Genomic DNA, 26,956 nt, shown 5'->3' on the forward strand with positions numbered 1-26,956 from the left:
CGCCTGTCCGATGCGCTCGATCTCGAAGCGCAGGCCAAGCAGGCGCACTGGAACGTGAAGGGCCCGCACTTCCTCCAGCTCCACGAACTGTTCGACCGCCTGCACGGCGAGATCGAGGATTTCGTGGACCTGCTGGCGGAGCGGATCACCACGCTCGGCCATGTCGCTGACGGCCGCATCGCGACGACCGCCGCCAACTCCACGCTCTACGGCTACCCGATCGAGGCGAGCGGCGGCGAGGCGCATCTCAAGGCGCTTTCCGCCAGCCTCGGCGCTTTCGGCAAGGCCGCGCGCGATGCGATCGATCAGGCCACGCTCGCGGGCGATGCCGATACCGCAGACCTGTTCACCCAGATCTCGCGCGAAACCGACAAGCAGCTCTGGTTCCTCGAAGCGCATCTCCAGGCGCACTGAACCGGGCCACCCCCTTTTCCGACAGGAGCATCCCATGTCCTTCCGATCCCAGAAACTGATCAATGCCGACGACACGCTGTTCATCTTCATCGATCACCAGCCGCAGATGGCCTTTGGTGTCACCAGCATCGACCGGCAGCTGCTCAAGAACAACACCGTCGCCCTCGCCAAGGCGGCCAAGCTGTTCGGCGTGCCGACCATCATTACGGCGGTCGAGACCGAGTCCTTCTCGGGCTACATCTGGCCCGAACTCATGGACGTGGTGCAGCAGAAGCCGATCGAGCGGACCTCGATGAACTCGTGGGATTCGGACGAGCTGGTCGCCCAGGTGAAAGCGAGCGGGCGCAAGAAGCTGGTGATCGCAGCGCTCTGGACCGAGGCCTGCCTGCTCTTCCCCACGCTCTGCGCGATCGAGGAAGGCTTCGAGATCTACTTCGTTACCGATGCCTCGGGTGGCACGTCGCCCGAAGCGCATGAGGCCGCGATCCGCCGCATGGAGCAGGCCGGTGCCCACCCGCTCACCACGATCAACGCGCTGCTCGAACTGCAGCGCGACTGGGCGCACCGCGATACCTACAACGGTGTGATGGACATCGTGCGCGAGCACTTCGGCGCCTACGGCATGGGTGTCGATTACGCCTATACCATGGTCCACAAGGCCCCCCAGCGCGGTGCTTTTGCGCATGAGGCACCGCACCCGGCAGGCCACTGACCCCTCCCACCCGTCGGCCTGCCCGGGAGACCTCCTGCCCATGAAACCCTATCTTGTCGCACTTGGCATCGGGCTGCTTGTCGGCGCGATCTACAGCCTGCTCGGTACGCGATCGCCCGCCCCTCCCGCGATCGCGCTGATCGGATTGCTCGGCATGTTGCTGGGCGAACAGGCTGTGCCCCTGGCGATACGGATCTGGCATGGGCAGGAGGTCGCTTCATTCTGGAGGACCAACTGCGCCGCGCGGGTGACGGGACTGCCACCCGCCGCAGCGCCTTCGTCCTCCGCCCAGCCGCACCAGTCATGAGCGCGACCCGGCGCGGCACGCTCTCCGGGCTCGCCGGGGCCGCCGCGCTCTCGCTCCTGCCCGCGCGTCTGCGCGCCGCGTCCCCAAGGACCGCACCGATGACCGACGATCTCATCATTCACAACGCGCTTGTCACCACGCTCGACTGCGCCAATCCGCGTGCCGAGGCCGTGGCGATCCGCGAGGGCCGTATCCTCGCCGTCGGCAGCGAAGCCGATGTGCGCGCTGCGGCGCCCGACGCCGCGCTGATCGACGCAGGCGGGCGGCGGTTGATCCCCGGCCTCATCGATAGCCACATGCACATCATCAGGGGCGGGCTGAACTTCAACATGGAGCTGCGCTGGGACGGCGTGCCGACACTGGCGGACGCCATGGCCATGCTGAAAGCCCAGGTCGATCGCACCCCCGCGCCGCAATGGGTGCGCGTCGTCGGCGGCTTCACCGAGCACCAGTTTGCCGAAAAGCGCCTGCCCACGCTCGCCGAACTCAACGCGGTCGCGCCCGATACGCCGGTGTTCATCCTCCACCTCTACGACCGCGCGCTGCTCAATGCGGCGGCGCTGCGCGTGGTGGGCTATGGCAAGGATAGGCCGAACCCGCCCGGCGGCGAAATCGTACGCGACAGTGCAGGCAATCCCACCGGGCTCCTGCTTGCCCAGCCCAACGCGACGATCCTCTATTCGACCCTCGCCAAGGGGCCCAAGCTGCCCGAGGACTACCAGATCAATTCGACCCGCCACTTCATGCGCGAGGTCAATTCGCTGGGCGTCACCAGCGTGATCGATGCGGGCGGCGGCTTCCAGAACTACCCCGATGACTATCGCGTGATCGAGAAGCTGCATGCCGACGGGCAGATGACCGTGCGGATCAGCTACAATCTCTTCACGCAGAAGCCGAAGGAAGAACTCGCGGACTTTGCCGGCTGGGTGAAGCAGGTCAGCCCGGGGCAGGGCGACGATACCTATCGGCACAACGGCGCGGGCGAGATGCTGGTCTACTCCGCCGCCGATTTCGAGGACTTCCGCGTCGCGCGGCCCGATATGCCGCCCAATATGGAGGGCGATCTCGAGCCCGTCATCCGCCTCCTCGCCGAACATCGCTGGCCCTGGCGGCTCCATGCCACCTACGATGAGACCATCGGCCGCGCGCTCGATGTCTACGAGAAGGTCAACCGCGACATTCCGCTGAGCGGCATCAACTGGTTCTTCGACCATGCCGAGACAATCAGCGACCGAAATATCGACCGCATCGCGGCGCTCGGCGGCGGCATCGCGGTGCAGCACCGCATGGCCTACCAGGGCGAATACTTCGTCGAGCGCTATGGCCGCCGCGCCGCCGAACGCACGCCGCCGATCGCAAGGATGCTCGCGGCTGGCATTCCCGTCGGTGCGGGCACCGACGCGACGCGGGTGGCGAGCTACAATCCATGGGTCTCGCTCTCCTGGCTGGTCACCGGTCGGACCGTGGGCGGCTTGTCGCTCTATCCCGGCGCCAACCGGGTGAGCCGCGAAAAGGCGCTGGCGATGTGGACGCACGAGAACACCTGGTTCTCCAGCGAAGTGGGCAAGAAGGGGCAGATCAAGGCTGGGCAGCTTGCCGATCTCGTTCTGCTCTCGGCCGATTACTTCGCGGTGCCCGAGCACGAGATTGCTCATATCCGTTCTGTGCTCACCCTGCTGGGTGGCCGCGTTGTCCACGGCGAAGGGACCTTTACCGGGCTCGCTCCCGCGCTCCCTCCGCCTATGCCGGACTGGTCGCCAGTGCGGACCGTCGGCGGCTATCACCGCGAGCCGGAGACGGCGGCCAAGCTGGCGGCGGCCTGCGGCTGCGCTTCGGCCTGCCAGGTCCACGGGCATGACCATGCCCGCGCATTGGGCACGGCGGCTCCAGCGGCCGATGTGCAGGGCTTCTGGGGTGCACTCGGCTGCGGGTGCTGGGCGGTCTGACATGATGGACCCCGAACCGCGCATGGTCCACTGGCTGCTCGATTGGCCGCCGGTGTGGTTTGTCGCCCGGCTCCTGCTCGTCGGCGCCTATCTGATCGGCGCCTTCGCCAAGCTGACCGACTGGCCCGGCGCCGTGGCCGAACAGGCGCACTTCGGGATGAGCCCGCCTGCACTGTGGGCCGGGCTGACCATCACGGTTGAGATCGCGGGGCCGCTGCTGATCCTCACTGGACGGCTGGTCTGGCTCGGGGCAGGGATGCTCGGCGTGTTCACGCTGCTTGCCGCGTTCAAGGCCAATGCCTTCTGGGTGATGGCCGGGCCAGAGCGGTTTGCCGCTACCAACGCCTTCTTCGAGCATCTCGGGCTGATCGGCGGCTTCGTGCTGGCGGCGCTCGTCGCCGAACATGCCCGGCGCGAGGGGCGCCTCTAGTGGCCAGCCAGCCGAAGACGCCGGTGCCGCTTTTGCGGCTGCTGCTGCTGCTCTCGGGCACGACTGGCATGCTCGATGCCGCGAGCATCCTTTGCCTCGGCAAGGTGTTCACCGCGAACATGACCGGCAACGTGGTGTTTCTCGCCTTTGCTGTCGCCGGTGCGCCGGGCTTCTCGCCGCTGCCGTTTATCGTGGCGCTGGCGGCTTTCATGATCGGCGCAGCGGTGGCCGGGCGGATCTGGCGCACCCGCGGCTCGCACGTGCTGCGCGATTGGCTGTTGGTCGCTGCCGGCATCGAAACCGTGCTGCTTCTGCTCGCATCGCTGGCCGCGACCGGCTTCGACGTGGCCCGCGGCGAGCCGCTCTGGAAGCTGGTGACGATCCTCGCGCTTGTCTCTGCCGCGATGGGCTTTCGCAACGCCGTCGTGCGCCAGCTCAAGGTGCCCGATCTCACGACCACGGTGCTCACGCTGACCATCACCGGCATTGCCTCGGACTCCCGGTTCGCGGCAGGGGATGCGCCGAACCTGCCTGTGCGCCTTGGCGCCGTCGCTTCGATCTTTGCCGGAGCTCTCGTGGGTGCCCTGCTGGTGTTGCATGCGGGCCTGACGGCGACACTGGCGCTGACGGGCGGACTGGTGCTCCTCGGTACGCTCATCTTCGCCCGTCACCCGCTGATGGCGGACCTTGAGCGGTGAGCCTGCTCGGGGTCCTGCGCGCAGCGGCGGGATCGGTGGCATTGCTGGCAGGCACGGCTGCCTTGGCGGAGCCGCCCCGCATGACCAATCTGCGTTATGACGAAGACTGGTCCGCCAATGCCGGCAAGCCCGGGATCGAGGGCCTCAAGTTCCTGAAGCTTGATGGAGACAGTGCGGCGCATGCCACTTTCGGGCTGGAACTGCGCGCGCGCTACGAGGGATTCGACAACCCGCTCTGGGGGGACGAGCCCGACACGACCTACCTCTGGCTGCGCGCGATGCCCTATGTCGATGTTCAGGCCGGGCCGGTGCGGGGCTTTGTCCAGCCGATTGCCGGCTATGTCCGGGGTCTCTCCGGGCGCAAGGGGCCTGCCGACGAGACGGGCGTGGATCTGCTGCAAGGCTTTGCCGATCTGCGGCTTGCGCTGCCGGGATCGGGTTCGATCACGCTGCGCGCAGGGCGCGAACTGATCGGGCTTGGCTCCGAGCGGCTCGTCGGGCTGCGCTATGGGCCTAACATCCCGCAGGCCTTCGACGGGGCGCGCATCATGCTCAGCCGTGGGCGGTTCCGGCTCGATGCCTTCCACGTACGCCCGGTGCAGGTGGGGCTAGGCGATTTCGATGACCGCACGTCCGACACGCGCCGGCTGGACGGTGCCTATGCCACCTGGACTGCAGCCCCCGGCATAGGCTTCGACGTCTATCTGCTCGGCTACCGCAACAGCGTGGCGCGGTTCGGTGGGCGGACCGGTGTGGAAAACCGCAAGACCTTCGGCATTCGCGCGTTCGGCAATCGCGGCAGGCTCGCGTGGAACTGCGAGATCATGGTCCAACGCGGACGGTTCGCCGGCCAGCGCATCAGGGCATGGTCTCTCGCGACTGAGACGGCGCTTTCCTTCCCTGCGGCGCGCTTCAAGCCGCGTGTGCGGCTACGTGCGAACCTTGCCAGCGGTGACCGCAAACCCGGAGATGGCCAGCTCGAAACATTCAACGCCATGTTTCCGAAAGGAAAATACTTCGGTGAGCTGTCCCCGATCGGTCCGCGCAACATTCTGAACCTGCACCCGGGGATCGATCTGGCGCTCGCCAAGAGCGTCACCCTCGAACTGACCGAAATTTCCTATTGGCGGGCCGCCTTGGCCGATGGCGTCTACGACATCCCCGGTCAGGAGATCCGCGCTGCCGGGGGCAGCAAGGCGCGCCACATCGGCGACCAGCTCGAATTGAGCGCCAGCTGGAAGGCAAGCGCGACGATCTCCTTCGCCGCGTCGCTGTCCCTTTTTCGGGCAGGCGCCTTCCTCAGGGAAACCGGCCTTGCCCGCGCCATCCACATGGGTGGGCTCGAAGCGATGCTGAAGTTTTAGTGCTGCCCCTCCCGCGTGTGGGCGCGTCCATCGTACCGCTCAGACGGATGCGAACATTTGCGAACTGGGGGATGGAGCGGGTAGCGGGAATCGAACCCGCATAGCCAGCTTGGAAGGCTGGTGCTTTACCACTAAGCTATACCCGCAGCGCTTTGGCCTCTGCCATGCTGCGCGCCCCTCCGTCAACCGTTCGCCTGCTGCCCTTGCCGGCAGGTGTCGTGCGCCTTGCCCTGCTTCGCTGCAGCCGCTATTGTTATAAGATATAACCTAACCCGGAGAGCAAAGTGCCCGACAATTCCGCGTCCGTCCCAGTCGTTCCGGCGCTAGAGCGGCTTTTGCGGCCGCGCTCGGTCGCGGTGGTTGGCGCATCGGACAAGCCGGGCGCGCTCGGCACCACGCTCCTGTCCAATCTCGATGCGAACGGTTTCTCCGGCACGATCTATCCGATCAATCCCAAGCGCGAGACGCTGGGTGGCCGCACCTGCCTGCCGGGGATCGAGGCGCTGCCCGAGGGCGTCGATGCGGCTGTCCTAGCCATCCCGCGCGCCGGCGTGCTCGATGCGGTGCGGGCGCTTGCCGCGCGCAAAGTCGGCGGGGTGGTGATTTTCGCTGCCGGTTTCGCCGAAGGCGGCGCCGAAGGCCTTGCCGAACAGCGCGAGATCGCGCGCATCGCAGCCGAAGCCGGCATGGTCGTCGAAGGCCCCAACTGCCTCGGCCTCGTCAACTACGTAGACCGCATTCCGCTCACCTTTGTCGAGACTGATGCGCGTCCCCCGGCGGGCAAGCGCGCTATCGGCATCGTTTCGCAATCGGGCGCAATGGCCGCCGTGCTCGGCACCGTGCTCCTCGCCCGCGATTGCGGCGTGTCGTACTCGGTCTCGACCGGCAACGAGGCAGCGAGCGGCGTCGAGGACTATGTCGACTGGCTGATCGATCAGCCCGACACCCATGTCATCGCCATGATCGTCGAGCAGTTCAGGAAGCCCGAGCGTTTCCTTGCCGCCGCCACACGCGCGGCGGCGGCGGGCAAGCCGATCGTCCTCCTCCACCCCGGCACCTCCAGCGCCGCGCGCGAATCCGCCGCGACCCACACCGGTGCCATGGCGGGCGACTATGCCCTGATGCGCGCCAAGGTCACCCGCGCCGGGGTCATCATGGCCGAAACGCTCGAAGAACTGGGCGATATTGCCGAAATTGCGCTGCGCTGCCCCGCGCTGCCTGCGGGCGAGACGGCGGTGCTCGGCGAGTCCGGCGCGTTCAAGGCGCTCACGCTCGATCTGGCCGAGGCGCTCGGCCTGCCGCTCGCCCCGCTGCATGACGCGGATTCGCCTGCCTTGCGCGCCGCGCTGCCGCCGTTCGTGCCGGTCAGCAATCCGCTCGATATCACCGCGCAGGGCCTCTCCGAACCGGCGATCTACACCCGCTGCCTCGAAGCGCTGCTCGATGATCCGCGCGTCGGCACGGTCCTCGCGGGCATCATCCAGGCTGAGGCGGTGACCTGCGCGATCAAGTTCCCGCCGATCCTTGCCGCGGCCACCGCAAAGCCGCTGACCAAGCCGCTGATCTTCGCAGGGCTCGATGAAGGCGCTGCCGTTCCGCCGGAACGCATCGCGTCATTGCGCGCGGCGGGCATTCCCTGGTTCCCCACCACCGAGCGCGCGCTCCGCGCGATCACCCGCCTCACGCAGTTCTCGGCGCGGGATGTGACGGCGGGCACCGAAGCGCCGCTGCCCGTGCCCGGTCTTGCCGATCACGCCGGCGTGATCCCCGAATATCAGGCCAAGGCGCTGCTCGGCCCGCTCGGCATTCCCTTCCCTGCAGGCACGTTTGCCGCGAGCGCCGACGCCGCCGTCGCTGCTGCCGAAGCGCTTGGCTATCCCGTCGCAATGAAGGCGCAGGCTGCCGCGCTCAGCCACAAGAGCGATGCCGGCGGCGTGATCCTGAACCTTGCCGATGCCGCCGCCGTGCGCGCCGCGTGGGACAGGATGCACGCCAGCGTCGCCGCCTATTCCGCAGCGATCCAGCTCGACGGCGTGCTGATCGAGGGCATGGGCGCGCGCGGGGTGGAAATGATCGTCGGGGCGAAGAACGATCCCGAATGGGGCCCGGTCCTGCTTGCCGGCTTCGGCGGCGTCACTGCCGAGATCCTCGGCGATGTGCGCCTCCTCGCTGCCGACATGACGGCCGAAGCGGTTGAGTCTGAACTGATGAAGCTCAAGAGCGCGGCGATCCTTGCAGGCTACCGCGGCGCGCCCGCGCTCGATGTCCCCGCGCTCGCGCAGCTCATTGTCACGCTCGGCCGCGTGCTGCGCGCTGAACCGCGCATCCGGGAAGTCGATCTCAACCCGGTGATCCTGCACCCCAAGGGGCAGGGCGTCGTTGCGCTCGATGCACTGATGCTGGTCGAAGGTTGAGGGTTCAGTGCGCTGAGGGGACCATCCCCTCCGCGCGCCGCAGCAAGTCTTCCGCCACCGCATCCCTCGGCCGGAGCCGCAGCGATTGCTCTGCTGCTGTCCGCGCGCCTGCCGCATCACCCGATGCCAGCAGCGCCGCCGCGACATCGCGCCGCACCGGATACCAGAACGCCGGCGGGTCGGAAAACTGCATGAAATCCTTGGTTTCCTCGATATCCGCCGCCGCCGTGAAGGCCTTCACCGCGTCCTTGGTGCGCCCTTCCGCCATGGCGATGCGGGTTCGAGCACCCCGCGCGTGATGCCCAGCATCTGTTCGGGCGCACGGTTGTCGCGGTGGATTTTGCCGTCCTTGCCCTTCTCGGCGACATGGTCCGGGATCGCTGCAAGCTCCGCCTTGGCTCCGGCGAGATCGCGCAGCCAGACCAAGGCCTCGCCGCGCGCATAGTGCCGCGCCGCCTTGAGGTAGGGCAGCTTTGGCTCGGCCAGCGCCAGCACCGCTGCGGGATCATCGAACCGCGCCATCGCGAAGTAGCCCGCTGCCGCCAGCATCTGCGAAAACGGCTCGGCCTTCTCGCGTTCGGCGGACCGTTCCACCAGCGGTCGGGCCAGATTGAGCGCAGTGCGCGAATCGCCCGCCATCATCGCCCCGCCGAGGCCGAAGATCACGTTGTGCGAATGGTAGGGCAGGTCCCACACGCCCTTGGGTTCGGGCAGGCCGAGCCGCCGGGCATTGGCCTTGCCGATCTCCACCGCGCGCCAGTTGGTATCGGCGGCATCCTGATAGCGCCCCACCCAGAAGAAGGTGTGGCTTGGCATGTGGACAAGGTGGCTGGCATTTGGCGCAAGGTTCGCCAGCTTGTCGGCATAGCGCTCGGCCTTGGCCGGGTCGCCCGAAACTTCGGTGGCGTGGATGTAGAAATGGATCGCCGGGGTATGCTCGGGCGCGCGCTTGAGCACGGTTTCCAGCAGCGCAATCGCCGCGTCGATCGCTTTGTGGTCGAAATCGTCAGCATTCTCCACGAAGGAGGAGACCATGAGCGCATCCGCGGTCAGCACCGCGATCTCGTTGTCTGCGGGGTAGCGCGCCGCCAGCTTCTGCATCGCCGCGGCATAGGCCACATCGCGCGCGTGGACGTTCTTGCCCGACAAGTAGCGCAGGATCAGCGCGTCGATCAGATCCCGCTCGCGCGCGGTGCCGTTTGTCGCAGCCAGTGCCTTGGCCTTGCGCGCCATGATCAGCAGCGGCGCGCGTTCATCAGGCTCGCTGCCATAGTTGATCGTCGGACCGGACACGAGCGCCTCGCCCCACAGGCACATCGCGCAAGTCTGGTCGAGCCGCACCGCCTCGCCCATCGCGGCAATCGCCGCCTTGTGCGCAAAGGCCGCGCCCAGTTCGAGCCCGTTGGTAAAGAACGCCTGCGCCGCCGGGACCGTGGTGGTGATCGCAAAGCCGCCGTTGCCATACCCTGTCAGCAGTGTCGGCACTTTGGGGACGGCGTTGTCGTCATGCGAGGCATGGTCCGCGTGGTCGCCATGGCCGGGCTGCGCCGCCTTGGCTGCGCCCTCCGCGGTCTGCGCCTCGCTCATCGGCTTGCCGGTGGAGGGCGCCTGCCTGTCGTGGCTGCCCATATCGTGGCCCGCTTGCGCCATCGCCGGCCCAGCCAGACCCAGCAGAAACGCACCGACGATCGAATGGACAACGGCCTTGCTAAACGACTTGCCTCCCCTGCTGACACAAAGGCTGGCACGGGCGGCCATGTCTGGCAATCTTTAGCGCTGCGGCGCCGCCAACTTCTCTGCTTCGGCGATTGCGGCGCGGGTGATCGGCTCCATGATGGCATAGCCCTTGGCATTGGGATGGATGCCGTCAGGCGCCACGTCGGCGTTCATGCCGCCCTCTGCATTCACCAGCGCGCCATGATAATCGGCATAGACGGCGCCGCGCACCCGCGCGACCTCCCGCAGCCAGGCATTGAGCGCCACGACCTGCCTTGCCGGTGCCAGTGCCGGCTTCCACGGAAACTTGGCTGCCGGCAGGATGCTTCCCAGCACCACGCCGATCCCGTTGGCGCGCGCAATGTCGACCATCGCCAGCACGTGATTCTGATACATCTCCGCGCTGTTCGGCCCGGTGTTGCCGGCGAGATCATTGGTGCCGATCATGATGTGCACCACGCGTGGGCGCAGCCGCACCACGTCCTGATAGAACCGCACGAGGATCTGCGGGCTCGTCTGTCCGCTGATCCCGCGCCCCACTGCGCCGCTCGCAAACAGCGCGGGCGCCAGCGGTACCCAGCCTTCTGTGATCGAATCGCCGATGAACACCACGCGCGGCCGCGCGGCGAGCTGCTTGTCCGCCTCGGCGTATTTGCATTCCCACGCCCAGTCGTTGGCCTTCACGTACGGATGGCCGAACCACAGGCCGGTCTGGTCGGGGCAGGGCTTGTCCAGCATCCCGTCACCCGGTGCGGTGACGGGCGGGGAGGGCGGTGGGAAGCTGGGTGCCGGGGCAGTCTGCGCAAATGCAGGGCTTGCAAGCAATGCCAGCGCCGCGGCCATCGCCGCCTGCAACCGCATCAGATGATGCCCACGGCCTTGCCGGCGCGCTCGAACATGCCGGTGATGATCCCCACCTGCTCGGCCGTATGCTCGGCGCAGAGCGAGCAGCGCAGCAGGGTCATGCCCGCCGGCGTTGCGGGCGGGCGGGCGAGGTTCACGTAGAGCCCTTCGCGCAGCAGCGCTTCCCACATCATCGCGCCGCGCTCCAGATCGGGCATGATCACCGCAATGATCGCGCTCTGCGGCTCCGCAGTGCCCAGCTTGAAGCCAAGCTGCGTCAACGCGCCGTGCAGCGTGCGCGAGTTTTCCCAGAGGTGTGCCCGCTTGTTCCCCGCATGCATCAGCTTGCGGATCGAGGTCGCCGCGGTGGCCACCACGCTCGGCGGCAGGCTGGCGGTGAACACATAGGGCCGGCATACCAGCCGCATGATCTCGAACTTCGGGTGGTTCGAAACGCAGAAGCCGCCCACCGTGCCGACCGACTTGGAGAACGTGCCGATGACGAAGTCGACATCCTCCAGCACGCCCTGGTCCTCGGCCACGCCGCGCCCGTTGGGCCCGATGAAGCCCATCGAATGCGCTTCATCGACCAGCACCATCGCGCCGTTTTCCTTGGCGATGCGGATCATTTCCTTGAGCGGCGCGATATCGCCCAGCATCGAATAGACGCCTTCGAGCACGACCAGCTTGCCCGCGCCCTCGGGAATGCGCTTGAGGCGCTTTTCCATCGCCTCGATATCGTTGTGCTTGAAGGGCACCACTTCGGCGTCACCCATCTTGCAGCCGTCCCAGATGGAGGCGTGGCTGTCGATGTCGAGCACGATGTAATCGCCCTTGCCGGCGATTGTGCTGATGATGCCGAGGTTGGCCTGATAGCCGGTCGAGAACACCATGGCATGGTCCATGCCATAGAATTCCTTGAGCGCATCCTCCACCGCGCGGTGGCCCGCATAAGTGCCGTTGAGCACCCGGCTGCCGGTCGTGCCGCTGCCGAAATCATCGAGCGCCTGCTTGCCCGCCGCGATCACATCGGGATCGAAGGTCATGCCCATGTAGTTGTAGGTACCGAGCAGGATCGTCTCGCGTCCGCTGCAGATCGCGGTGGTGGGGGAGAGCACTTTCTCCATCACCAGACTGAACGGATCGGTCACGCCCGTTGCCAGCAGCGAACGGCGCGTTTCGATCAGGGGATCGAACTTCGAGAAAAGGTCGGTTGCCTGCATTTCAGGCGGCGTCATGTCGTTCATTGGGTCAGCCCTGCAGCGTGGTCACGGCATCGATCAGCTGGCCATAGGTTTCGATTTCGGCCTGCTGATTCATGCTGATGATGATGTCGAACTCGTCCTCGATCGCGGCCACGAAGTCCATCACGGTGAGGCTGTCCCACTCGAGGTCCCCGGCAAACGAAGTGGCTTCGGTGATGGCGATCCCGTTCTTGTTGAACGGTTCGATCACTTCGGCAATGCGGGCGGCGATAGTGGCGCGATCCATGTTTCGTATTCTCCGGCTTTGAGGCGCCTCTGCCCCAAGAATAAGGCTGAAAAGCGGCCAGCGCACCCGCTTGTCAAGCGCTCCGGCCTTGTGGCATCCCCGGATATCTCGCCCATGCGGGCAGAGCGAGCGTGGGAGAGTGCCCTTGGCCGAGCAGACACCGCCAGTAGAGCCGCCAAAGCCGACGCCCTCTCCCCTCTCGCCGTCGGGCTATTCCAACCATGCGATCCATCTGGTCCGCACCGCGCAGGGCATCAATCTCACGCTCAGCCAGATGGCCGATTCCAAGGCGTCGATCCTGATGGGTGCGACCTTCGTGGTCTTCACCATCACCATGGGGCAGGCCAAGAACGGCCACCTCCCCGCCTCGTTGCTCGTCCTTGCCGCCTTCGCCTTCGCGTCGGCAATGTGCGCGGTGACAGCGGTTCTGCCCTCGATCGGCGGGCCCTCGCGCTCGGCCGCGCCGCAGCGCCCCAACAAGCTGTTCTTCGGCACGTTCACGGCGATGGACGAGGACGAATGGACCGAAAGCGTGCTGGCCGACCTGCGCGCCGACGAGACGGTGTTCCGCACCATGCTTCACGACATGTACCAGAACGGCCAGGTCCTCCAGCACAAGAAATACCGCTTCCTCGGTTATGCCTATCGCCTGTTCATGGCGGGTCTGACGCTGACGGTGCTGGTGTTCATCGCCGAATACATGATGGCGCGGGGATAGCCCCGGTCCTTTGCAACAAACCGGCGCCCGGTGCGTTTGGCCTCGTAAGGTGCGGCGCAGCCCCTTGCCGCGCCGGCCCCGAGCGAAGGACCCAACATGCCCCCCAAACCCAAAGACGCCGTCACCATGCTCAAGGCCGAGCACCGCGCAGTCGAAGATCTGTTCGAAGCCTTCGAGGTCGCGAAGACCAAGCCCAAGCAGAAGACGCTCGCCATGCAGATCTGCGCCGAACTGATCATCCACGCGACGATCGAGGAAGAAATCTTCTACCCCGCGCTGCGCGGCAAGATCGACGATGACACCCTCGATGAAGCCTATGTCGAGCACGACGGCGCGAAGCTCATGATCAGCCAGCTCATGGCCGGCCAGCCTGACGAGGCCTTCTTCGCGGCCAAGGTCACCGTGCTCTCCGAAGAGATCAAGCATCACGTCAAGGAAGAGGAAATGTCGCGCGAGGGCATGTTCGCGCAGGCTGCCGCTGCTGATGTCGATCTCGTCGCGCTGGCCGAGCAGATGGCCGCCCGCCGTGCCGAGCTCGAAGCGATGATCAAGGCGCAAGGCCTGCCCACGCCGGTCTCGCGCACGCTCTCCCCGCCGGAACTTACCATCGGCGAACCTGTCGCCTGATCGGGCGCACCGCCGGTCCGGATTGCGATCCGGGCCGGCGCGTCTGCCGCTTCAAACCAGCGCCTTTACCGCCATCATGAATGGCCCGATCGAGACCGGCTTGGCGAGATACCCTTCCGCGCCCGCCTCGCGGATGCGCTCCTCGTCGCCCTTGCCGGCATAGGCGGTCACTGCCAGCACCGGGATCGGCCTCAGTTCGGGATCGCCCTTGAGGGCTTCGATCAATTCCAGCCCGGAAATGTTGGGCAGCTGGATATCCATGATGATCAGATTGGGCACGAATTCCCTTGCGCGGACAAGCACATCACGCCCATCCGCCAGTGGCTCGACGGCAAACCCGCCTGCCTTCAGCACATCGCAGAACAGCTTACGGTTGAGGTCGTTGTCCTCGACAACCAGTATTCTTTTTGCCACTGAGCCCCGATATCCTCATGCCCCGCTCCAGATGCTTGCCTACTCACCCCGGAAGGCCCTGACAATCGCCCGCGCATCCGCCTCTCCCGTTGATCCTGCCGCCACCGCGCTGCAGGCACTCGGCTGGGTTCTGGGCGACGCGCCGCGTGCGGAGCGGTTCCTTTCGCTCACCGGCCTCACGCCGGATGAGCTGCGCGCCGGGCTTGGCGATCCGGCAGTGCAGGGCGCTGTGCTCGAGTTTCTTTGCGGGCATGAGGCGGATCTGATTACGGCGGCAGACGCGCTGGGCATGGCCCCGGCCGATCTGGCTGCGGCCCGGGAGAGACTTGCATGACGAAACCGCTGGTGATCAGCGATTGCGATGAAGTGCTGCTGCACATGATCGTGCCCTACAAGGATTGGCTGGGCGAGCAGCACGGCATCGATTTCGTGATGGAAGACAGCGATTTCAGCAAGGCCATGCGCTACGCCGGAACCGGCGATCCCGTCCCTGGCCCTGAGATCTGGCGCCTGCTCGGCCTGTTCTTCGATACCGAGATGCACCGCCAGCCGGCGATTGCCGGCGCGGTTGAAGGCATCAACGCGCTCGCACAGCATGCCGATGTGGTCATCCTCACCAATCTCAACGATGAGCGGCGCGAGGCCCGCGCCCGCCAGCTCCACGACGTCGGCATCAAGGCGCGCGTGTTTACCAATCAGGGGCCGAAGGGGCCCGCGCTCAAGGCGATCCTCGATGAATATCAGCCGAGCCGCGCGGTGTTCATCGATGATCTGCCGCAGCACCACGGCTCGGTGATGGAGATTGCCCCCCATGTCAGCCGCCTCCACCTCTGCGGCGAGCCGATGATCGCGCGCCATATCGATTGCGCGCACGAAAAGGGCCATGCTCATGCCCGCATCGACGAGTGGGAGCGTGCGCTGCCCTGGCTTATGGACCGCATCGCTGTTTGAGGACTCTGGGGAGTGAACGATGACTTATAACGCCGCCGCCAAGCTTGCCGAACTCGGGCTCACGCTGCCTGCGCCCGCAGCACCGGTCGCTGCCTATGTCCCCACGGTCGAGGCCGGCGGCTTCCTCTATGTCTCAGGCCAGGTTTCGTTCGTCGATGGCGTGCTGGTCAAGGGCCGGCTCGGAGAGAATGTCAGCCTCGAGGAAGGCATGATTGCCGCACGCGGCTGCGGCCTGATGCTGCTCGCGCAGGCCGAGGCAGCCTTGGGCTCGCTCGACCGTATCGCCCGCGTGGTCAAGCTCGGGGCCTTCATTGCCTCGACGCCAGACTTCACCGATCAGCCCAAGGTCGCCAATGGCGCCTCGGAACTCATGGTCGCGGTGTTTGGCGAGGCCGGCAAGCATAGCCGCAGCGCGGTCGGCGTGCCTGTTCTTCCCCTTGGCTGCGCAGTGGAAATCGATGCTGTATTTGCTCTCCATCCTGCTTGATCGCCTGCTGGCACCGCCCCCGCAGGCCGACAAGGTGGCCTGGCTCAAGGGCGTGACCTATGCGCACCGCGGGCTCCACGGTCCCGGGCCAGATGACGTCTATCGGCCGGAGAACGCGCTCTCGGCCTTCGCCGCCGCGATCGAGGCCGGGCTCGGCATCGAATGCGATGTCCAGCGCAGCAGCGACGGCCAGGCCATGGTCTTCCACGATTGGGAGCTCGACCGGCTGACCGCCGAGACCGGCCTCGTGATCGAACGCAGCGCCACCAAGCTCGGCCAGATCAAGATCATCGGCAACGACGAAGACACGATCCCCAGCTTGCGCCAGCTGCTTGATCTCGTTGCGGGCCGCGTGCCGCTGCTGATCGAGGTCAAGACCCGGCCCTCCACCCGCATCCCCGCGATCTGCCTTGCCGTGCGCCGCATGCTCGAAGGTTATCGCGGCCCGGTCGCGGTGATGAGCTTCGATCCGCGCGTCTCCCGCTGGTTTGCGCGCCATTCCAGCCACGTCGTGCGCGGGTTGGTGATGATGGAAGAAGGCAGCCGCACGCTCTTCGCCCGCACTCGCCGCCACATCATGCTGTGGCGCGCGCAGCCCGATTTCCTCGCCTACGATATCACCGACATGCCCAGCCGGTTCGCTGGCGCGCAGCAGCGACGCGGATTTCCGGTGCTGACCTGGACGGTGAACACGCCCGAACTCCTCGAGCGTGCGCTCAAGCACGGCGATGGCCCGATCGCGGAAGGAGCGGGGGTCCCGAAAGCGCCCCGCTCGTGAGCATAACTGCGCACGTCCACCACGCTGTCGGCGAAATTCCTGCCGCCGAATGGGACGCGCTCGCCGGGGACGGCAATCCCTTTACCAGCCACGCCTTTCTCACGCTGCTCGAGGAATCGGGCAGCGTCGGCGGGCGCAGCGGCTGGTCGCCCCTGCCCCTGGTGATAGAGGACGCCGCCGGCGTTGCCGCCGCTGCGCTCCCTGCCTATCTCAAGGGCCACAGCCAGGGCGAGTACGTCTTCGATCACAGCTGGGCCGATGCCTGGCATCGCGCGGGCGGGCAATACTACCCCAAGCTGCAGATCAGCGTGCCGTTCACCCCCGCCACCGGGCCGCGGCTGCTGACGGGCGATCACCCGGCCCTCGGTGTGCCGCTGCTGCGGGTGGCTGAACAGATCTGCGCACAGAACAACCTCTCCTCTGCCCACGCCACCTTCATCGAACCGGCGCAGTTGCCGCTGTTCGAGGAAGCCGGCTGGCTCCTGCGCACCGATACCCAGTTTCATTGGGACAACGCAGGATACGCCACCTTTGATGATTTCCTTGGCGCGCTCTCCTCAGAAAAGCGCAAGAACCTGCGCAAGGAGCGCGCAAAGGCGCAGGAGGGCGTCGAGATCCGTGCCTTGTCCGGCGATGCGATCCTCCCTGAGCACTGGGACGCGTTCTGGGTGTTCTATCAGGATACCGGCGCGCGCAAATGGGGCCGGCCTTATCTGACGCGCGAGGCCTTCACGCTGATGGGTGAGCGAATGGCAGACCGCATCCTGCTGGTCATGGCCTTCCTTGGTGACCGGCCCATAGCAGGGGCGCTCAATTTCATCGGGAGCGAAGCGCTCTACGGGCGCTACTGGGGGGCGGTCGTCGACAAGCCCTTCCTGCATTTCGAGCTGTGCTACTATCAGGCGATCGACGCCGCGATCGCGCTGGGGCTGAAGCGTGTCGAGGCCGGGGCACAAGGCCAGCACAAGCTGGCACGCGGCTACAAGCCGGTTCCGACCTGGTCAGCGCACTACATCACCGATCCGGGTTTTCGCGAGGCTGTTAGTGATTTCCTCGAACGCGAACGCCGCGGCGTTGCGCAGGAACAGATGTGGCTGGGCGAACGCACCCCGTTCAAGAAGGGCTGAACTTCAAGATCCTCCCTGTTCTTGCCGAAGGCACAAATGGGGAGGGGTCAGCGCCTTGCGCTTCAAGCCGCGCGGCTGTCGGTCCGCATCATGCGCAGCCATTCGCGGGCGCGGCGCTGGGCTTCGGCGATTTCGCGCGCGGTCATGTCGTCGGAGACTTCCGCGCGGCACACCGAAGCTTCCTCGTGCCCGCCCACGGCGGCGAGGTTGAACCACTTGTGCGCCTCGATCAGATCGCACGGCGCGCCGTGGCTGCCGGTCGAATAGGCGACGCCCAGATCGAACAGCGCGTCCATGTCGCCCGCAGCCGCCGCTGCAAGGCAGGTCGCGACGAGCGTGTCGGTCGCGCTGCTGTCCCCGGCGCGGGCGGAAGCTTCGGTCTCGGAGACCAGCTTGATCCAAGTCTGTGTCATTAACTCTTCCCCTGTCCCTTCGGACCCCCGGTCAGGCTGGCCCGCTGCAGCACAAAGTCACCAAACTTGGTCAACAAGTGGTTAACGACGCAAAAAAGTGCCGAAGTGATCCGGTTGGGTACAAGTTCACATTGCCCCTGAGGAAATCCTTGTGCGGATTCCGCCACTTGCTTATAGGCCCGCCAAACCGGGAGCCACGAGTGTCCTTCCGCGGGCGCCGCGGCGCCCTTGGGTCGCAAGAGCAGCAGCTTGGAGGGCCGGATGGCAGGGGTTTTGAGTGACGAGATCGACGTTCTGGCCAAGGCCCGCCGGGCCATGCCAGGCGATTATCTGCCTTCCGACGACGAACCCTACATGTGCGATGCGCAGCAGGACTATTTCCGCCGCCTCCTGCTCGAATGGAAGAAGTCGATCCTCTCGGCCTCGGCAGGGACGCTTTCGGCGCTGCAGGATGGCCCGATCCGCGAACCCGATCTCAATGATCGCGCGTCGAGCGAGACCGAATGGGGCATCGAACTGCGCACGCGGGATCGCCAGCGCAAGCTGATCGCCAAGATCGATGCCGCGATGCGGCGGATCGATGAAGGCGAGTATGGTTACTGCGAAGTCACAGGTGAACCAATCGGGCTCGGCCGGCTGATTGCCCGTCCGATCGCCACGATGACGGTCGAAGCGCAGGAAGCCCACGAGCGACGCGAGAAAATCTCCCGCGACATGTGAGCTTCGGCCCTGTGAAAGGCATACCGCGGAGACTGTCCCGCTCCGGCACAGCCTAAGCAAATCTACGTTAACACCGCGCCGTATTAAGGTTTCGTTAGTCAGCCTCGCTTAGCAAATCGCGAGAAAGTTTTGCGACTTTCTTCGTGGCGTGCAGCGCGGATAATCACGCTGTCCGCGGGAGCGTTCTTTGGCAGATGAGACGGAAACCGGGCGTGAGTGAACTCGATCATCGGCAAGTAGGGCGTGACAGCCTCTTTCTCATGGCAGACGTGCGTCTGGTCGGGGCAGGAGACGAGCATCGCGTCAAGGTTCGCAATCTTTCCGGCGGTGGCATGATGGCCGAGGGTCACGTCAAGGTCACCCGCGGCGCCAAGCTCGAGATCAATCTGCGCAACATCGGCTGGGTCGAAGGCGTCGTCGCCTGGATTCAGGAAAACCGCTTCGGCATCGCCTTCCTCGAAGAGATCGATCCCAAGCTCGCGCGTGAGCCGCTTGCGGTGAAGGCCTCCGAAACGCCGCGCTTCGTCAAGCCGGTCATGGCCACGATCGATCCGGCCCGCCTGCGCAAGATCTGATCACGCAAAAAATCTGATGATTGCCGGGGCGTGCCGACCTTCCGGCGCTGACCCGCGCGGCCCCCTGTGCTAGCACGGCTGGCAATGGTGCGCGCTTTCAGCCTTTCCGTGCCCCGCCGCGCTTGGATTGTGGCTCTGGCCCTGGCCGGGCTCGGCGCGCTCCTTCTCGGCGTCTCGGCCTGCGGGCGGCGCAGCGAAGGTCCGCTGGCCATTGCGCTCATCGGTGATCGCACCGCACTCGATCCCAGCAGCGTGCGCCTCTCCGCCGCCGCGCGCACCTTGCGCGGCGCAACGGTGGAAGGCCTCGTTGCCTTCGATGCCGAAGGGCACATCGTCCCCGCGATTGCGGATCGCTGGATCATCACCGACGACGGGCAAAGCTATATCTTCCGCCTGCGTGATGGCACCTGGCCTGGCGGATCGCGCATCACGGCCGAAACCGCCGCCGCCGCGCTGCGCACTGCGCTCGCCCAGCTCAGGGGCACCGCACTCGGGCTCGATCTCGCCGCGATCGAGCAAGTGCGCGTGATGGCCGACCGGGTGATCGAGGTCGATCTCGTCGCTCCCGTCCCCGATCTCCTGACCTTGCTCGCCCAGCCCGAGCTCGGCCTGCCTTATGCCCGGCGCGGTGCCGGCCCGATGGGCATTGCGCGGCGCGGGGGGGTGACCGAACTCTCGCTCATCCCGCCGGAAAAGCGCGGGCTGGTGCCGGAAGAGGGCTTTTCCAGCCGCGCGCGCAACCTCCTTGTCGAACTGCTGCCAGCGGCCAAGGCGGTCAATCGCTTCAACGATGGTGCAGCCGATCTCGTGCTCGGCGGGCGGATCGATTCGCTCCCGCTCACCGAACAGACCGGCCTTGCGCGCGGCAATGTGCAGCTCGATCCGGTCATCGGCATGTTTGGCCTCCTCGTCGACAGCGAAAGCGGCTTCCTCGCCGATGCGCCCAACCGGGAGGCCCTTGCGCTCGCCATCGATCGCGATGCGATCATCGCCGCGTTCAACATCGCCGGCTGGCAGCCCACCACGCGCGTGGTCTCCGCCGGGGTCGAGGGCGATGCCGGCACAGTCGGCGAACGATGGGTCGGGGTCGCATCCGAACAGCGCCGCGCTCTCGCGGCAGAGCGGGTGACGCGCTACATGGCCGGAGGCAAGCCCGCCCCGCTGCTGCGCATTGCCGCGTCGAACGGGCCGGGCACGCGCCGCGTGATCGATCTGATCGCCACCGATTTGAAGGCCATCGGCGTCATCGTCGTGCAGGTCGCGGAAGACAAGCCGGCCGATCTGCGCCTCATTGATACCACCGCGCGCTATGGCCGCGCCTCATGGTTCCTGAACCAGCTTGCCTGTGCGGTGCACAAGCCCGCCTGCAATGCCGCTGGTGACGCGCTGCTGGCGCAGGCCCGCCAGACCGCCGACATGCGCGAACGCGCACGCCTGCTGGGTGAGGCGGAGGCGGAGATGACCGCCGCCAATAGCTATATCCCGATTGCGCGCCCCTTGCGCTGGTCGCTGGTGCGCTCCGGCGTGACCGGCTTCGCGCTCAATCCCTGGGGCTGGCACCCGCTGCCGCCGCTGGCGGCGCTACCGAAGTAACCGTCACGATCAGAAGTCGATCGCGATCCCGTTCCGCTCCCAATCTCCGAAGCGCGTGGGATCGAGCCCGTCTGGATCGTCGCGCTGCGGGGCGGGCGCGGGCGCGGGGGCCGGTTCGTTGGTCCAGTGCGCGGGCCGGGTGAAGCCCGCGGGGCGCTTGGTAGCGCGGGAGATCGGCTTGTCCATGCGCCTTCTCTGCCGCGCATCGGCGCAATGCGCAATTGCCAAAGGGGGCACCGCGCGCGATAGGCTCACCCATGGCCCGCCCTCCTGCTGATGACGAACTCCCCGGCGTCCCCGCCCGCCGCGCCGCGCTGCGCCTGCTCGATGCCGTGCTGCGCCGGGGCGATCCGCTTGATCAGGCCGCCCCGCCGGTGCTGCGCGCCATCGAGCGCGGGGATGACCGCGCGCTCGCGCTCGCTATCGCGCAGGAAGCGCTGCGCTGGCTGCCCGATCTCGATCGGCTGATCGATGGCGCCACGCGCCAGATCCTGCCCGAAGACGCCAAGGCCCGCACCGTGCTGCGCCTCATGCTGGCGCAGGCGCTGCGGCTCGGCCTGCCGCCGCACGCGGTGATCGCGACCGGCCTGCCGCTGCTTGTTGGCGGCCCGCGCCGCCTTGCGCATGGGGTGTTCTCCGCCGTTTTGCGTGGGGATGGACTTCCCGCAACGCCTTCCCTTCCAGCCGCCACGCTCACCCGCTGGATCAGCGCTTGGCCCGACCGCGTGGACGCCATCGCCGCCGGCCTCGCTGTCCCGCCGCCGCTCGATCTCAGCCTGCGCGATCCGGCTCGCACCGCCGAATGGGCCGAGCGCCTTGGCGGCGTCTCACTCGCCCCCGGCCATGTGCGCTTGGCCCGCGCCGGCGCAATCGAAGCGATCGAAGGCTTTGCAGAAGGCGCCTGGTGGGTGCAGGACCTCGCTGCTTCGGTCCCCGCCAGCCTGCTGGGTCCGGGCGAGGGGCGCCGCGTCCTCGATCTTTGCGCCGCGCCCGGCGGCAAGACGATGCAGCTCGCCGCCGCCGGCTGGCAGGTCACCGCGCTCGACAAGTCCGCGCGCCGCCTCGAACGCCTGCGCGAAAACGTCGCCCGCGTCGGACTCTCGGTTGATGTGGTTGCTGCCGATGCCATGCAGTGGCGCCCCCCGGCCGAACTGTTCGACGCCGTCCTCATCGACGCGCCGTGCAGCGCGACCGGCACCTGCCGCCGCCACCCGGACGTGCTCCACCGCCTCGTTGATCAGGCAGGCCTCGAAGACCTCCAGCGCGGACTGCTCGAACGCGCCTCGGGCGCGATCCGCGCGGGTGGACGCCTCATCTACGCGGTCTGCTCGCTCGAGCCGGGTGAGGGCGAGGCGCAGGCGGAATGGGTCAAGGCCCTCGGCCGCGTGCCGATCACTGCGGACCAGCTCCCCGCCGGCCTCAAGCCCACGCGCGAAGGCTGGTTCCGCAGCGATCCCGGCATGCTCGCCGAACACGGCGGCATCGACGGCTTCTTCGCCGCGATGTGGGAGAAATAACTCTTCCGTTCGGCCTTCCCGCGAAGGCGGGAATCCAGAGCGGCACGCTTTGGCGCCGCCCTGCGAACCTCAGGCCTTCACTTTCGCTGCAAAGCTCTTGCGCAGCTTCTGCAGTTTGGGCGGGATCACCGCGAGGCAATAGGGATTGCGCTGGCCTTCGCCCTGCCAGTATTCCTGATGGTAATCCTCAGCCGGATACCACGTCGCCGGGCCTTCGATTGTCGTGACCACATGCTTCGGGCTTGCCGCAGCCGCCCGCGAGATCGCTGCTTCCATCGCTTCGCGCTGCGCATCATCGGTCGGAAACAGCGCCGAACGATACTGCGTCCCCACGTCGTTGCCTTGCCGGTTCAGGGTCGTCGGATCGTGCGTCGCAAAGTGGATATCGAGCAGATCATCGAGCGACAGCAGCTCCGGATCAAACGTCACGCGGATCGCTTCAGCGTGGCCCGTGGTTCCGCTGCACACTTGCTTGTAGGTCGGATCGGGCACGCTGCCGCCGATATAGCCGCTCTCCACGTCGATCACCCCGACGACGTCACGGAACACCGCTTCGGTGCACCAGAAGCACCCGCCCGCCATGATTGCCTGCGCCATTCACTTGTTCCTTGCTTCCGGGGCAAATGGCCCCGATGTCATGTCCAGTCAGATAGGAACGAATGACCCGGTTGTCATCGCCTCCTGCCCGCTTAGGCTACCTCTTCGCTCGAATCGCCCCCGGAGTACCTTCATGCGCAAAGCTGCCCTTTTCTCCGCCTTCCTGCTTGCTGCTGCGGCGGCCATTCCCGCCGCGCTCCACGCCGCACCCGAGGCTCCTGCCGCCACTGCGGCCGATCCCGCCATGGCCGCGGCGCTCGCCGATCCCCGCCGCGACAAGGACCGCGTCCGCGATGCCTTCCGCCACCCGGCTGAAACACTTGCCTTCTTCCGCATCAAGCCGGGCATGACCGTGGCGGACTACATGCCCTCGGGTGGGTGGTACACGCGCATCCTCGTCCCCTACCTGGGGGACAAGGGCACCTACATCGGGCTGACCGCCGGCACGGCCACCGCCAATGCCGAAACCAAGGCCCGCCTTCAGGCGTTCCCCACGACCTTCCCCGGCAAGGCTGCGGGCTGGACCGGCGCCCCCGAAGCGCGCATCCCCGCCTTCACGCTCGATGCGGTTCCGGCCGAACGCAAGGGCACGGTCGACCGCGTGATGATCATGCGCGAGGTCCACAACATGTGGCCCGATAACTTCCTCTACAACGATCTCGCCGCGATCCGCAGCCTGCTCAAGGACGATGGCCTGCTCGGCATCGAGGAGCACCGCGCCAAGGCCGATGCTCCCGCCGCCTACACGCTCGGCACCATGGGCTACATGCGCGAGGCCGATGTGATCGCGCTGATCGAAGCCCATGGCTTCAAGCTGGTCGCCAAGAGCGAGATCAACGCGAACCCCAAGGACAGCGCCAACTGGCCCGACGGCGTGTGGACCCTCCCCCCCGTCCTCGCCCTCAAGGACAAGGACCGCGCCAAGTACGAAGCCATCGGCGAGAGCGACCGCATGACGCTGCTGTTTGCCAAGCGGCCGTAAGCAAGCTTAGCCCCCTCCTCTTCAGAGGAGGGGGTTGGGGGTGGTGGAGGGCAAGCACCGCATCTCGGACCGCTCCCCTTTGACTTTCGCGCCAAGGCCCCCCAAGTCCCCGCCCATGACCCAACTCACCGTCGCCGCCCTCCAGCTCGCTCTCGGCGCCCCCGATGCGCAGGCCAACATCGCCGCCGTCAGCGCGCTGGTGGAGCAGGCGGCTGGTCAGGGCGCTGAGGTCGTGCTCCCGCCCGAACTCTTCGCCGGCCCCTATTTCTGCACGGTCGAGGACGAGGCGCTTTTCGCCCTCGCGCATCCGCTCGGCGAGGACCCTTCGGTCAAGGCCATGCAGGCGCTCGCGAAGGGTTTGAAGATCGCCATCCCCACCAGCTTCTTCGAGCGCGACGGGCATCATTACTACAACACGCTCGCGATGATCGGTCCGGACGGCGAGATCATGGGGACCTACCGCAAGAGCCATATCCCGGACGGCCCGGGCTATGAGGAGAAGTACTATTTCCGCCCGGGCAACACCGGCTTCAAGGTGTGGGACGTGCTGGGCACCCGCATCGGTATCGGCGTGTGCTGGGATCAGTGGTATCCGGAATGCGCGCGCGCCATGGCGCTGATGGGCGCGGAAGTGCTGTTCTACCCCACCGCCATCGGCAGCGAGCCCTACGACCCTGATCTCGATACCAGCCGTGTCTGGCGCCGTGCGATGCTCGGCCATGCCGTGTCTAACTGCATGCCGGTGATTGCCGCCAACCGCATCGGCAGCGAGAGTGTCGGCGGCACCTCGCCGCAGCGCTTCTACGGTCATAGCTTCATCGCCGACCAGTGGGGCGATTTCCGCGCCGAGTATGGCGCAGAGGAAACCGGCGTCCTCGTCGCCACGCTCGATCTCGCCGAAGCCGCCCGCCACCGCGCCGGCATGGGCTTTTTCCGCGATCGCCGGCCCCAGCTTTACACCCGCCTTGCCGAAGATATCTGATCTGCAGCGCTACCTGATCGCGCTCGGCTCCAACCAGCGCCATCCGCGCCACGGCCCGCCGCCGCTGGTCCTCAAGGCTGCGCTCGCCGCAATGGCGGGCGAGGGGCTCACCATCGAAGCCGCCTCGCCGATCATCTCCAGCGCCCCTGTCGGCCCGTCGCGCCGCCGCTATGCCAACGCGGCCGCGCGGATTGCCACCCCGCTTGGGCCCCCTGCGCTGCTCGCGCTGCTCCAGGCGCTCGAAACCCGTTTCGGCCGCGTCCGCCGCGGCCAGCGCTGGGGCGCGCGTACGCTCGATCTCGATATCGTGCTGTGGAGCGGCGGGCTCTGGCACGGCAAGACGCTCACGATCCCGCACCCCCACTTCCGGACCCGCGCCTTCGTGCTCACCCCCGCCGCCGCCGTTGTCTCGCACTGGCGCGATCCAACCGGCACCTGCACCATCCGCCACCTCCACACCCGCTTGACCCGGCCCCGCCCGGTCCGTAGGTGCGGTGCTCGCCGTCTGCATGTGGGCCCTTAGCTCAGTCGGTAGAGCAACTGACTTTTAATCAGTAGGTCGCTGGTTCGAACCCAGCAGGGCTCACCATCGTTTTGATAGCTTATGTGAAATTGCGATGCCTCGCCCAACCGGCCGGCATCCTGGGCAATCGGCTTCCCAGCACGAGCGCCGATTGCGCGCCTTCCTGATAAGCTCCCTCCGCGGCGAGTTGCTTTGGGCAAAGCACAGCCTGGTTCGTTGGCGACCATGCACCAAGATCGCCCCCCCCCACGGTGATCCAGCTGGCCCATAGTGCTCCGATCCGCGTCTGCTCACGAAGGGATTGGGCGCGATTCCTCGATGGCCTTGTCCGCTGCTGGTCCGTGAACAAACAGGAACAGCGTTTGGATCGGAGCCGGTGCCATCGCCAGAAGGGCACCACGCATCCTCAGCCAGCCGGCCTCAAGCATGGCCAGCCCTGGGCGGAGCTTGAGGGCATGCCGCTCAATTCCATACCATGAGAGTAACCCTGCGAGGATGCTCAGCGGGACCGACAGCAGTGTGTTCAAGTACCATGTCCGTGCGGAAGGGATGGCCCAAACCACGAATTGCTGAATGACAAAGCCATAAAGATAGATGCCATATGAAATGTCCACGTGCCTTAGCAACCGGGCGCGCATCGGATTCATCGATCCGAGATAAACTACGCAGTACGTCAATGGAAATGGAAGAATGATATCTCCGCCAGGTACATAGATAGTCAATATCATCGAAAGCATCAGGCAAATAGCGAACAAATTGCGATTTATTATTATGTATTCTTTATAGAGATAGGCAATGAGGCCGCACAGGAAAAATTGTATCAGGAATAGTCCGGGAATATGGCCGTAATGGATTGCTAGCTGATGTCTTCCCGTGATGTAGCCGCGATTGAATGCAAGCTCTGTGAGGCAGAAGCCGGCAAGGGCGACCAGTCTGTGGCGCCGGGATCCGCCCAATATGAACAGCGCAAGTACGCTATAGCAGGCAAGTTCCCAAGGAACCGTCCATAACTGGCTGTTGACGATACCTGATCTTGGATTGCTCAGGAAAACGCCGGGCAAATTGTAGCTGACATCGCCCGTCGCATTCAAAAGATAGCGTGTGAATATCGGGTCGGAAAAGTACTGACTGAGCGGTATTTCAGTGACGATCGGTCCGAGAATCAAGGCCGAAAGAAGGACCTCCGCGATCAGGGCTGGGTAGATCCGAAGAATCCGGAGGCCAAGAAACGTCAAGAGGGTGTTTGAGCGTTGCATGCTTCCGGCCACCAGAAAGCCACTCAAGACAAAGAAGGCTGGAACAATCAGTTTCAGAACTGCGCCGGCAGGCGATCTATATAAATCATGCGCAATCTGTGCGCCTTCAGTAACAGTAAATGAGTGAGATACAATAACACTAATCGAGAGCACCAAGCGCATATAGTCGAACCCGGAGGGGCGATACTTCGCGCTTTGTAGCTTCTCTTGTAAATACATAAGCCCCACTCGTTGCGCGTGCATTACTAACCGATATGATCTCGAATCGCCAATCGGAATGCAAGGCTGCCGCTGTGAGCGACCTCTACGGCACTTCGCCGCGCCGCCCGCGCCCATCCTGCCGATGAACCTGTTCGACGAG

At 65.9% G+C, this 26,956-nt stretch carries 32 protein-coding genes and 2 tRNA genes; 23 read left to right on the forward strand and 11 right to left on the reverse strand.

The features are described from left to right. From dps to Q0082_RS12720, 7 genes are all read left to right on the forward strand, one after another. The coding region (gene dps / locus Q0082_RS12690) for a DNA starvation/stationary phase protection protein Dps (protein WP_298193181.1) at positions 1–414 on the forward strand (414 nt) is incomplete at its 5' end. 34 nt (positions 415–448) lie between these two features. Continuing rightward, the gene (locus tag Q0082_RS12695) at positions 449–1,126 is read left to right on the forward strand and encodes a hydrolase (protein ID WP_298193184.1); all 678 of its coding nucleotides are present in this window, start codon (positions 449–451) and stop codon (positions 1,124–1,126) included. Between the two features lie 40 nt (positions 1,127–1,166). Then, complete coding sequence (locus tag Q0082_RS12700) at positions 1,167–1,433, forward strand: DUF1427 family protein (RefSeq protein WP_298193187.1); 267 nt, start codon at positions 1,167–1,169, stop codon at positions 1,431–1,433. 98 nt (positions 1,434–1,531) lie between these two features. Next, entirely contained in the window at positions 1,532–3,379 is a 1,848-nt protein-coding gene (locus Q0082_RS12705) for an amidohydrolase (protein ID WP_298193449.1), read from the forward strand. Positions 3,380–3,383: 4 nt separating this feature from the next. Beyond that, positions 3,384–3,809, forward strand: a complete 426-nt coding sequence (locus Q0082_RS12710) for a DoxX family protein (protein WP_298193450.1) — start codon at positions 3,384–3,386, stop codon at positions 3,807–3,809. Next, positions 3,809–4,507, forward strand: a complete 699-nt coding sequence (locus Q0082_RS12715; protein WP_298193190.1) for a YoaK family protein — start codon at positions 3,809–3,811, stop codon at positions 4,505–4,507. The genes Q0082_RS12710 and Q0082_RS12715 overlap by 1 nt, the downstream gene beginning before the upstream one ends. After that, on the forward strand, positions 4,504–5,871 hold the full coding sequence (locus tag Q0082_RS12720; protein WP_298193192.1) for an alginate export family protein: 1,368 nt from the start codon (positions 4,504–4,506) through the stop codon (positions 5,869–5,871). The genes Q0082_RS12715 and Q0082_RS12720 overlap by 4 nt, the downstream gene beginning before the upstream one ends. A gap of 72 nt (positions 5,872–5,943) precedes the next feature. On the opposite strand, the gene Q0082_RS12725 is transcribed toward Q0082_RS12720, so the two are convergent. Beyond that, positions 5,944–6,017, reverse strand: a tRNA-Gly gene (locus Q0082_RS12725). Between the two features lie 138 nt (positions 6,018–6,155). Between Q0082_RS12725 and Q0082_RS12730 the strand changes: the two genes are divergently transcribed. After that, a complete protein-coding gene (locus Q0082_RS12730; protein ID WP_298193195.1) occupies positions 6,156–8,285 on the forward strand; it encodes an acetate--CoA ligase family protein in 2,130 nt (709 codons plus the stop codon). 4 nt (positions 8,286–8,289) lie between these two features. Here Q0082_RS12730 and Q0082_RS12735 read toward each other — a convergent pair whose 3' ends face one another. From Q0082_RS12735 to Q0082_RS12755, 5 genes are read right to left on the reverse strand one after another with little or no spacing between them, the layout of a single operon-like run. Beyond that, positions 8,290–8,553 (reverse strand): hypothetical protein, encoded by a 264-nt coding sequence (locus Q0082_RS12735; protein ID WP_298193197.1) that lies wholly within the window; start codon positions 8,551–8,553, stop codon positions 8,290–8,292. Beyond that, entirely contained in the window at positions 8,523–10,043 is a 1,521-nt protein-coding gene (locus tag Q0082_RS12740; RefSeq protein ID WP_298193200.1) for a hypothetical protein, read from the reverse strand. Before Q0082_RS12740 ends, Q0082_RS12735 begins: the two co-directional genes overlap by 31 nt. A 12-nt stretch (positions 10,044–10,055) precedes the next feature. Continuing rightward, positions 10,056–10,862 carry a GDSL-type esterase/lipase family protein gene (locus tag Q0082_RS12745; RefSeq protein ID WP_298193202.1) on the reverse strand — a complete coding sequence of 269 codons (807 nt, stop codon included), beginning with the start codon at positions 10,860–10,862 and terminating at the stop codon, positions 10,056–10,058. Next, complete coding sequence (locus Q0082_RS12750) at positions 10,862–12,091, reverse strand: aminotransferase class I/II-fold pyridoxal phosphate-dependent enzyme (RefSeq protein ID WP_298193204.1); 1,230 nt, start codon at positions 12,089–12,091, stop codon at positions 10,862–10,864. The genes Q0082_RS12745 and Q0082_RS12750 overlap by 1 nt, the downstream gene beginning before the upstream one ends. Positions 12,092–12,095: 4 nt before the next feature. After that, the gene (locus Q0082_RS12755; protein ID WP_298193207.1) at positions 12,096–12,335 is read right to left on the reverse strand and encodes an acyl carrier protein; all 240 of its coding nucleotides are present in this window, start codon (positions 12,333–12,335) and stop codon (positions 12,096–12,098) included. A gap of 145 nt (positions 12,336–12,480) precedes the next feature. On the opposite strand from Q0082_RS12755, the gene Q0082_RS12760 reads away from it, so the two are divergent. Further along, positions 12,481–13,053 (forward strand): Pycsar system effector family protein, encoded by a 573-nt coding sequence (locus Q0082_RS12760; protein WP_298193209.1) that lies wholly within the window; start codon positions 12,481–12,483, stop codon positions 13,051–13,053. 96 nt (positions 13,054–13,149) lie between these two features. Next, on the forward strand, positions 13,150–13,680 hold the full coding sequence (locus Q0082_RS12765) for a hemerythrin domain-containing protein (RefSeq protein WP_298193211.1): 531 nt from the start codon (positions 13,150–13,152) through the stop codon (positions 13,678–13,680). Between the two features lie 51 nt (positions 13,681–13,731). On the opposite strand, the gene Q0082_RS12770 is transcribed toward Q0082_RS12765, so the two are convergent. After that, a complete protein-coding gene (locus Q0082_RS12770; RefSeq protein ID WP_298193213.1) occupies positions 13,732–14,094 on the reverse strand; it encodes a response regulator in 363 nt (120 codons plus the stop codon). Between the two features lie 31 nt (positions 14,095–14,125). On the opposite strand from Q0082_RS12770, the gene Q0082_RS12775 reads away from it, so the two are divergent. Genes Q0082_RS12775 through Q0082_RS12795 form a run of 5 tightly spaced genes read left to right on the forward strand, consistent with a single transcriptional unit; the run spans position 14,126 to position 17,437 of the window. After that, positions 14,126–14,428 carry a DUF3572 domain-containing protein gene (locus Q0082_RS12775; RefSeq protein ID WP_298193215.1) on the forward strand — a complete coding sequence of 101 codons (303 nt, stop codon included), beginning with the start codon at positions 14,126–14,128 and terminating at the stop codon, positions 14,426–14,428. Beyond that, the gene (locus Q0082_RS12780) at positions 14,425–15,045 is read left to right on the forward strand and encodes an HAD family hydrolase (RefSeq protein ID WP_298193217.1); all 621 of its coding nucleotides are present in this window, start codon (positions 14,425–14,427) and stop codon (positions 15,043–15,045) included. The genes Q0082_RS12775 and Q0082_RS12780 overlap by 4 nt, the downstream gene beginning before the upstream one ends. A 19-nt stretch (positions 15,046–15,064) precedes the next feature. Beyond that, a complete protein-coding gene (locus Q0082_RS12785) occupies positions 15,065–15,532 on the forward strand; it encodes a RidA family protein (protein WP_298193218.1) in 468 nt (155 codons plus the stop codon). Continuing rightward, a complete protein-coding gene (locus tag Q0082_RS12790) occupies positions 15,504–16,310 on the forward strand; it encodes a glycerophosphodiester phosphodiesterase family protein (protein WP_298193219.1) in 807 nt (268 codons plus the stop codon). Before Q0082_RS12785 ends, Q0082_RS12790 begins: the two co-directional genes overlap by 29 nt. Further along, positions 16,307–17,437: a GNAT family N-acetyltransferase gene (locus tag Q0082_RS12795; RefSeq protein ID WP_298193220.1), complete on the forward strand. Its 1,131-nt coding sequence runs from the start codon at positions 16,307–16,309 to the stop codon at positions 17,435–17,437. Before Q0082_RS12790 ends, Q0082_RS12795 begins: the two co-directional genes overlap by 4 nt. A 62-nt stretch (positions 17,438–17,499) precedes the next feature. Here the strand turns inward: Q0082_RS12795 and Q0082_RS12800 are convergent, their stop codons facing one another. Next, positions 17,500–17,850 (reverse strand): hypothetical protein, encoded by a 351-nt coding sequence (locus Q0082_RS12800; protein ID WP_298193221.1) that lies wholly within the window; start codon positions 17,848–17,850, stop codon positions 17,500–17,502. A 261-nt stretch (positions 17,851–18,111) separates the two neighbouring features. Between Q0082_RS12800 and dksA the strand changes: the two genes are divergently transcribed. From dksA to Q0082_RS12815, 3 genes are all read left to right on the forward strand, one after another. Next, the gene (gene dksA / locus Q0082_RS12805; protein ID WP_298193222.1) at positions 18,112–18,570 is read left to right on the forward strand and encodes an RNA polymerase-binding protein DksA; all 459 of its coding nucleotides are present in this window, start codon (positions 18,112–18,114) and stop codon (positions 18,568–18,570) included. A gap of 212 nt (positions 18,571–18,782) precedes the next feature. After that, positions 18,783–19,145, forward strand: a complete 363-nt coding sequence (locus Q0082_RS12810; protein ID WP_298193223.1) for a PilZ domain-containing protein — start codon at positions 18,783–18,785, stop codon at positions 19,143–19,145. A 129-nt stretch (positions 19,146–19,274) separates the two neighbouring features. Further along, positions 19,275–20,738: an ABC transporter substrate-binding protein gene (locus tag Q0082_RS12815; protein WP_298193224.1), complete on the forward strand. Its 1,464-nt coding sequence runs from the start codon at positions 19,275–19,277 to the stop codon at positions 20,736–20,738. A gap of 9 nt (positions 20,739–20,747) precedes the next feature. Here the strand turns inward: Q0082_RS12815 and Q0082_RS12820 are convergent, their stop codons facing one another. Next, a complete protein-coding gene (locus Q0082_RS12820) occupies positions 20,748–20,924 on the reverse strand; it encodes a DUF1674 domain-containing protein (RefSeq protein WP_298193225.1) in 177 nt (58 codons plus the stop codon). A gap of 71 nt (positions 20,925–20,995) precedes the next feature. Between Q0082_RS12820 and Q0082_RS12825 the strand changes: the two genes are divergently transcribed. After that, positions 20,996–22,255, forward strand: a complete 1,260-nt coding sequence (locus Q0082_RS12825; protein WP_298193227.1) for a methyltransferase domain-containing protein — start codon at positions 20,996–20,998, stop codon at positions 22,253–22,255. A 69-nt stretch (positions 22,256–22,324) separates the two neighbouring features. Here Q0082_RS12825 and msrA read toward each other — a convergent pair whose 3' ends face one another. Continuing rightward, on the reverse strand, positions 22,325–22,852 hold the full coding sequence (gene msrA / locus Q0082_RS12830) for a peptide-methionine (S)-S-oxide reductase MsrA (RefSeq protein ID WP_298193229.1): 528 nt from the start codon (positions 22,850–22,852) through the stop codon (positions 22,325–22,327). A gap of 133 nt (positions 22,853–22,985) precedes the next feature. Between msrA and Q0082_RS12835 the strand changes: the two genes are divergently transcribed. The 4 genes from Q0082_RS12835 (at position 22,986) to Q0082_RS12850 (ending at position 25,405) form a co-directional block, all read left to right on the forward strand. Then, complete coding sequence (locus Q0082_RS12835) at positions 22,986–23,834, forward strand: methyltransferase (RefSeq protein ID WP_298193231.1); 849 nt, start codon at positions 22,986–22,988, stop codon at positions 23,832–23,834. A 115-nt stretch (positions 23,835–23,949) separates the two neighbouring features. Then, positions 23,950–24,816: an N-carbamoylputrescine amidase gene (gene aguB / locus Q0082_RS12840; protein ID WP_298193233.1), complete on the forward strand. Its 867-nt coding sequence runs from the start codon at positions 23,950–23,952 to the stop codon at positions 24,814–24,816. Next, positions 24,800–25,339: a 2-amino-4-hydroxy-6-hydroxymethyldihydropteridine diphosphokinase gene (gene folK, locus Q0082_RS12845; protein WP_298193234.1), complete on the forward strand. Its 540-nt coding sequence runs from the start codon at positions 24,800–24,802 to the stop codon at positions 25,337–25,339. The genes aguB and folK overlap by 17 nt, the downstream gene beginning before the upstream one ends. Then, positions 25,330–25,405, forward strand: a tRNA-Lys gene (locus tag Q0082_RS12850). Before folK ends, Q0082_RS12850 begins: the two co-directional genes overlap by 10 nt. A 224-nt stretch (positions 25,406–25,629) precedes the next feature. On the opposite strand, the gene Q0082_RS12855 is transcribed toward Q0082_RS12850, so the two are convergent. Next, positions 25,630–26,814 carry an acyltransferase gene (locus tag Q0082_RS12855; protein ID WP_298193236.1) on the reverse strand — a complete coding sequence of 395 codons (1,185 nt, stop codon included), beginning with the start codon at positions 26,812–26,814 and terminating at the stop codon, positions 25,630–25,632. Between the last annotated feature and the right edge of the window lie 142 nt (positions 26,815–26,956).

The organism is Novosphingobium sp. (assembly GCF_027489515.1).
Taxonomy (GTDB): domain Bacteria; phylum Pseudomonadota; class Alphaproteobacteria; order Sphingomonadales; family Sphingomonadaceae; genus Novosphingobium.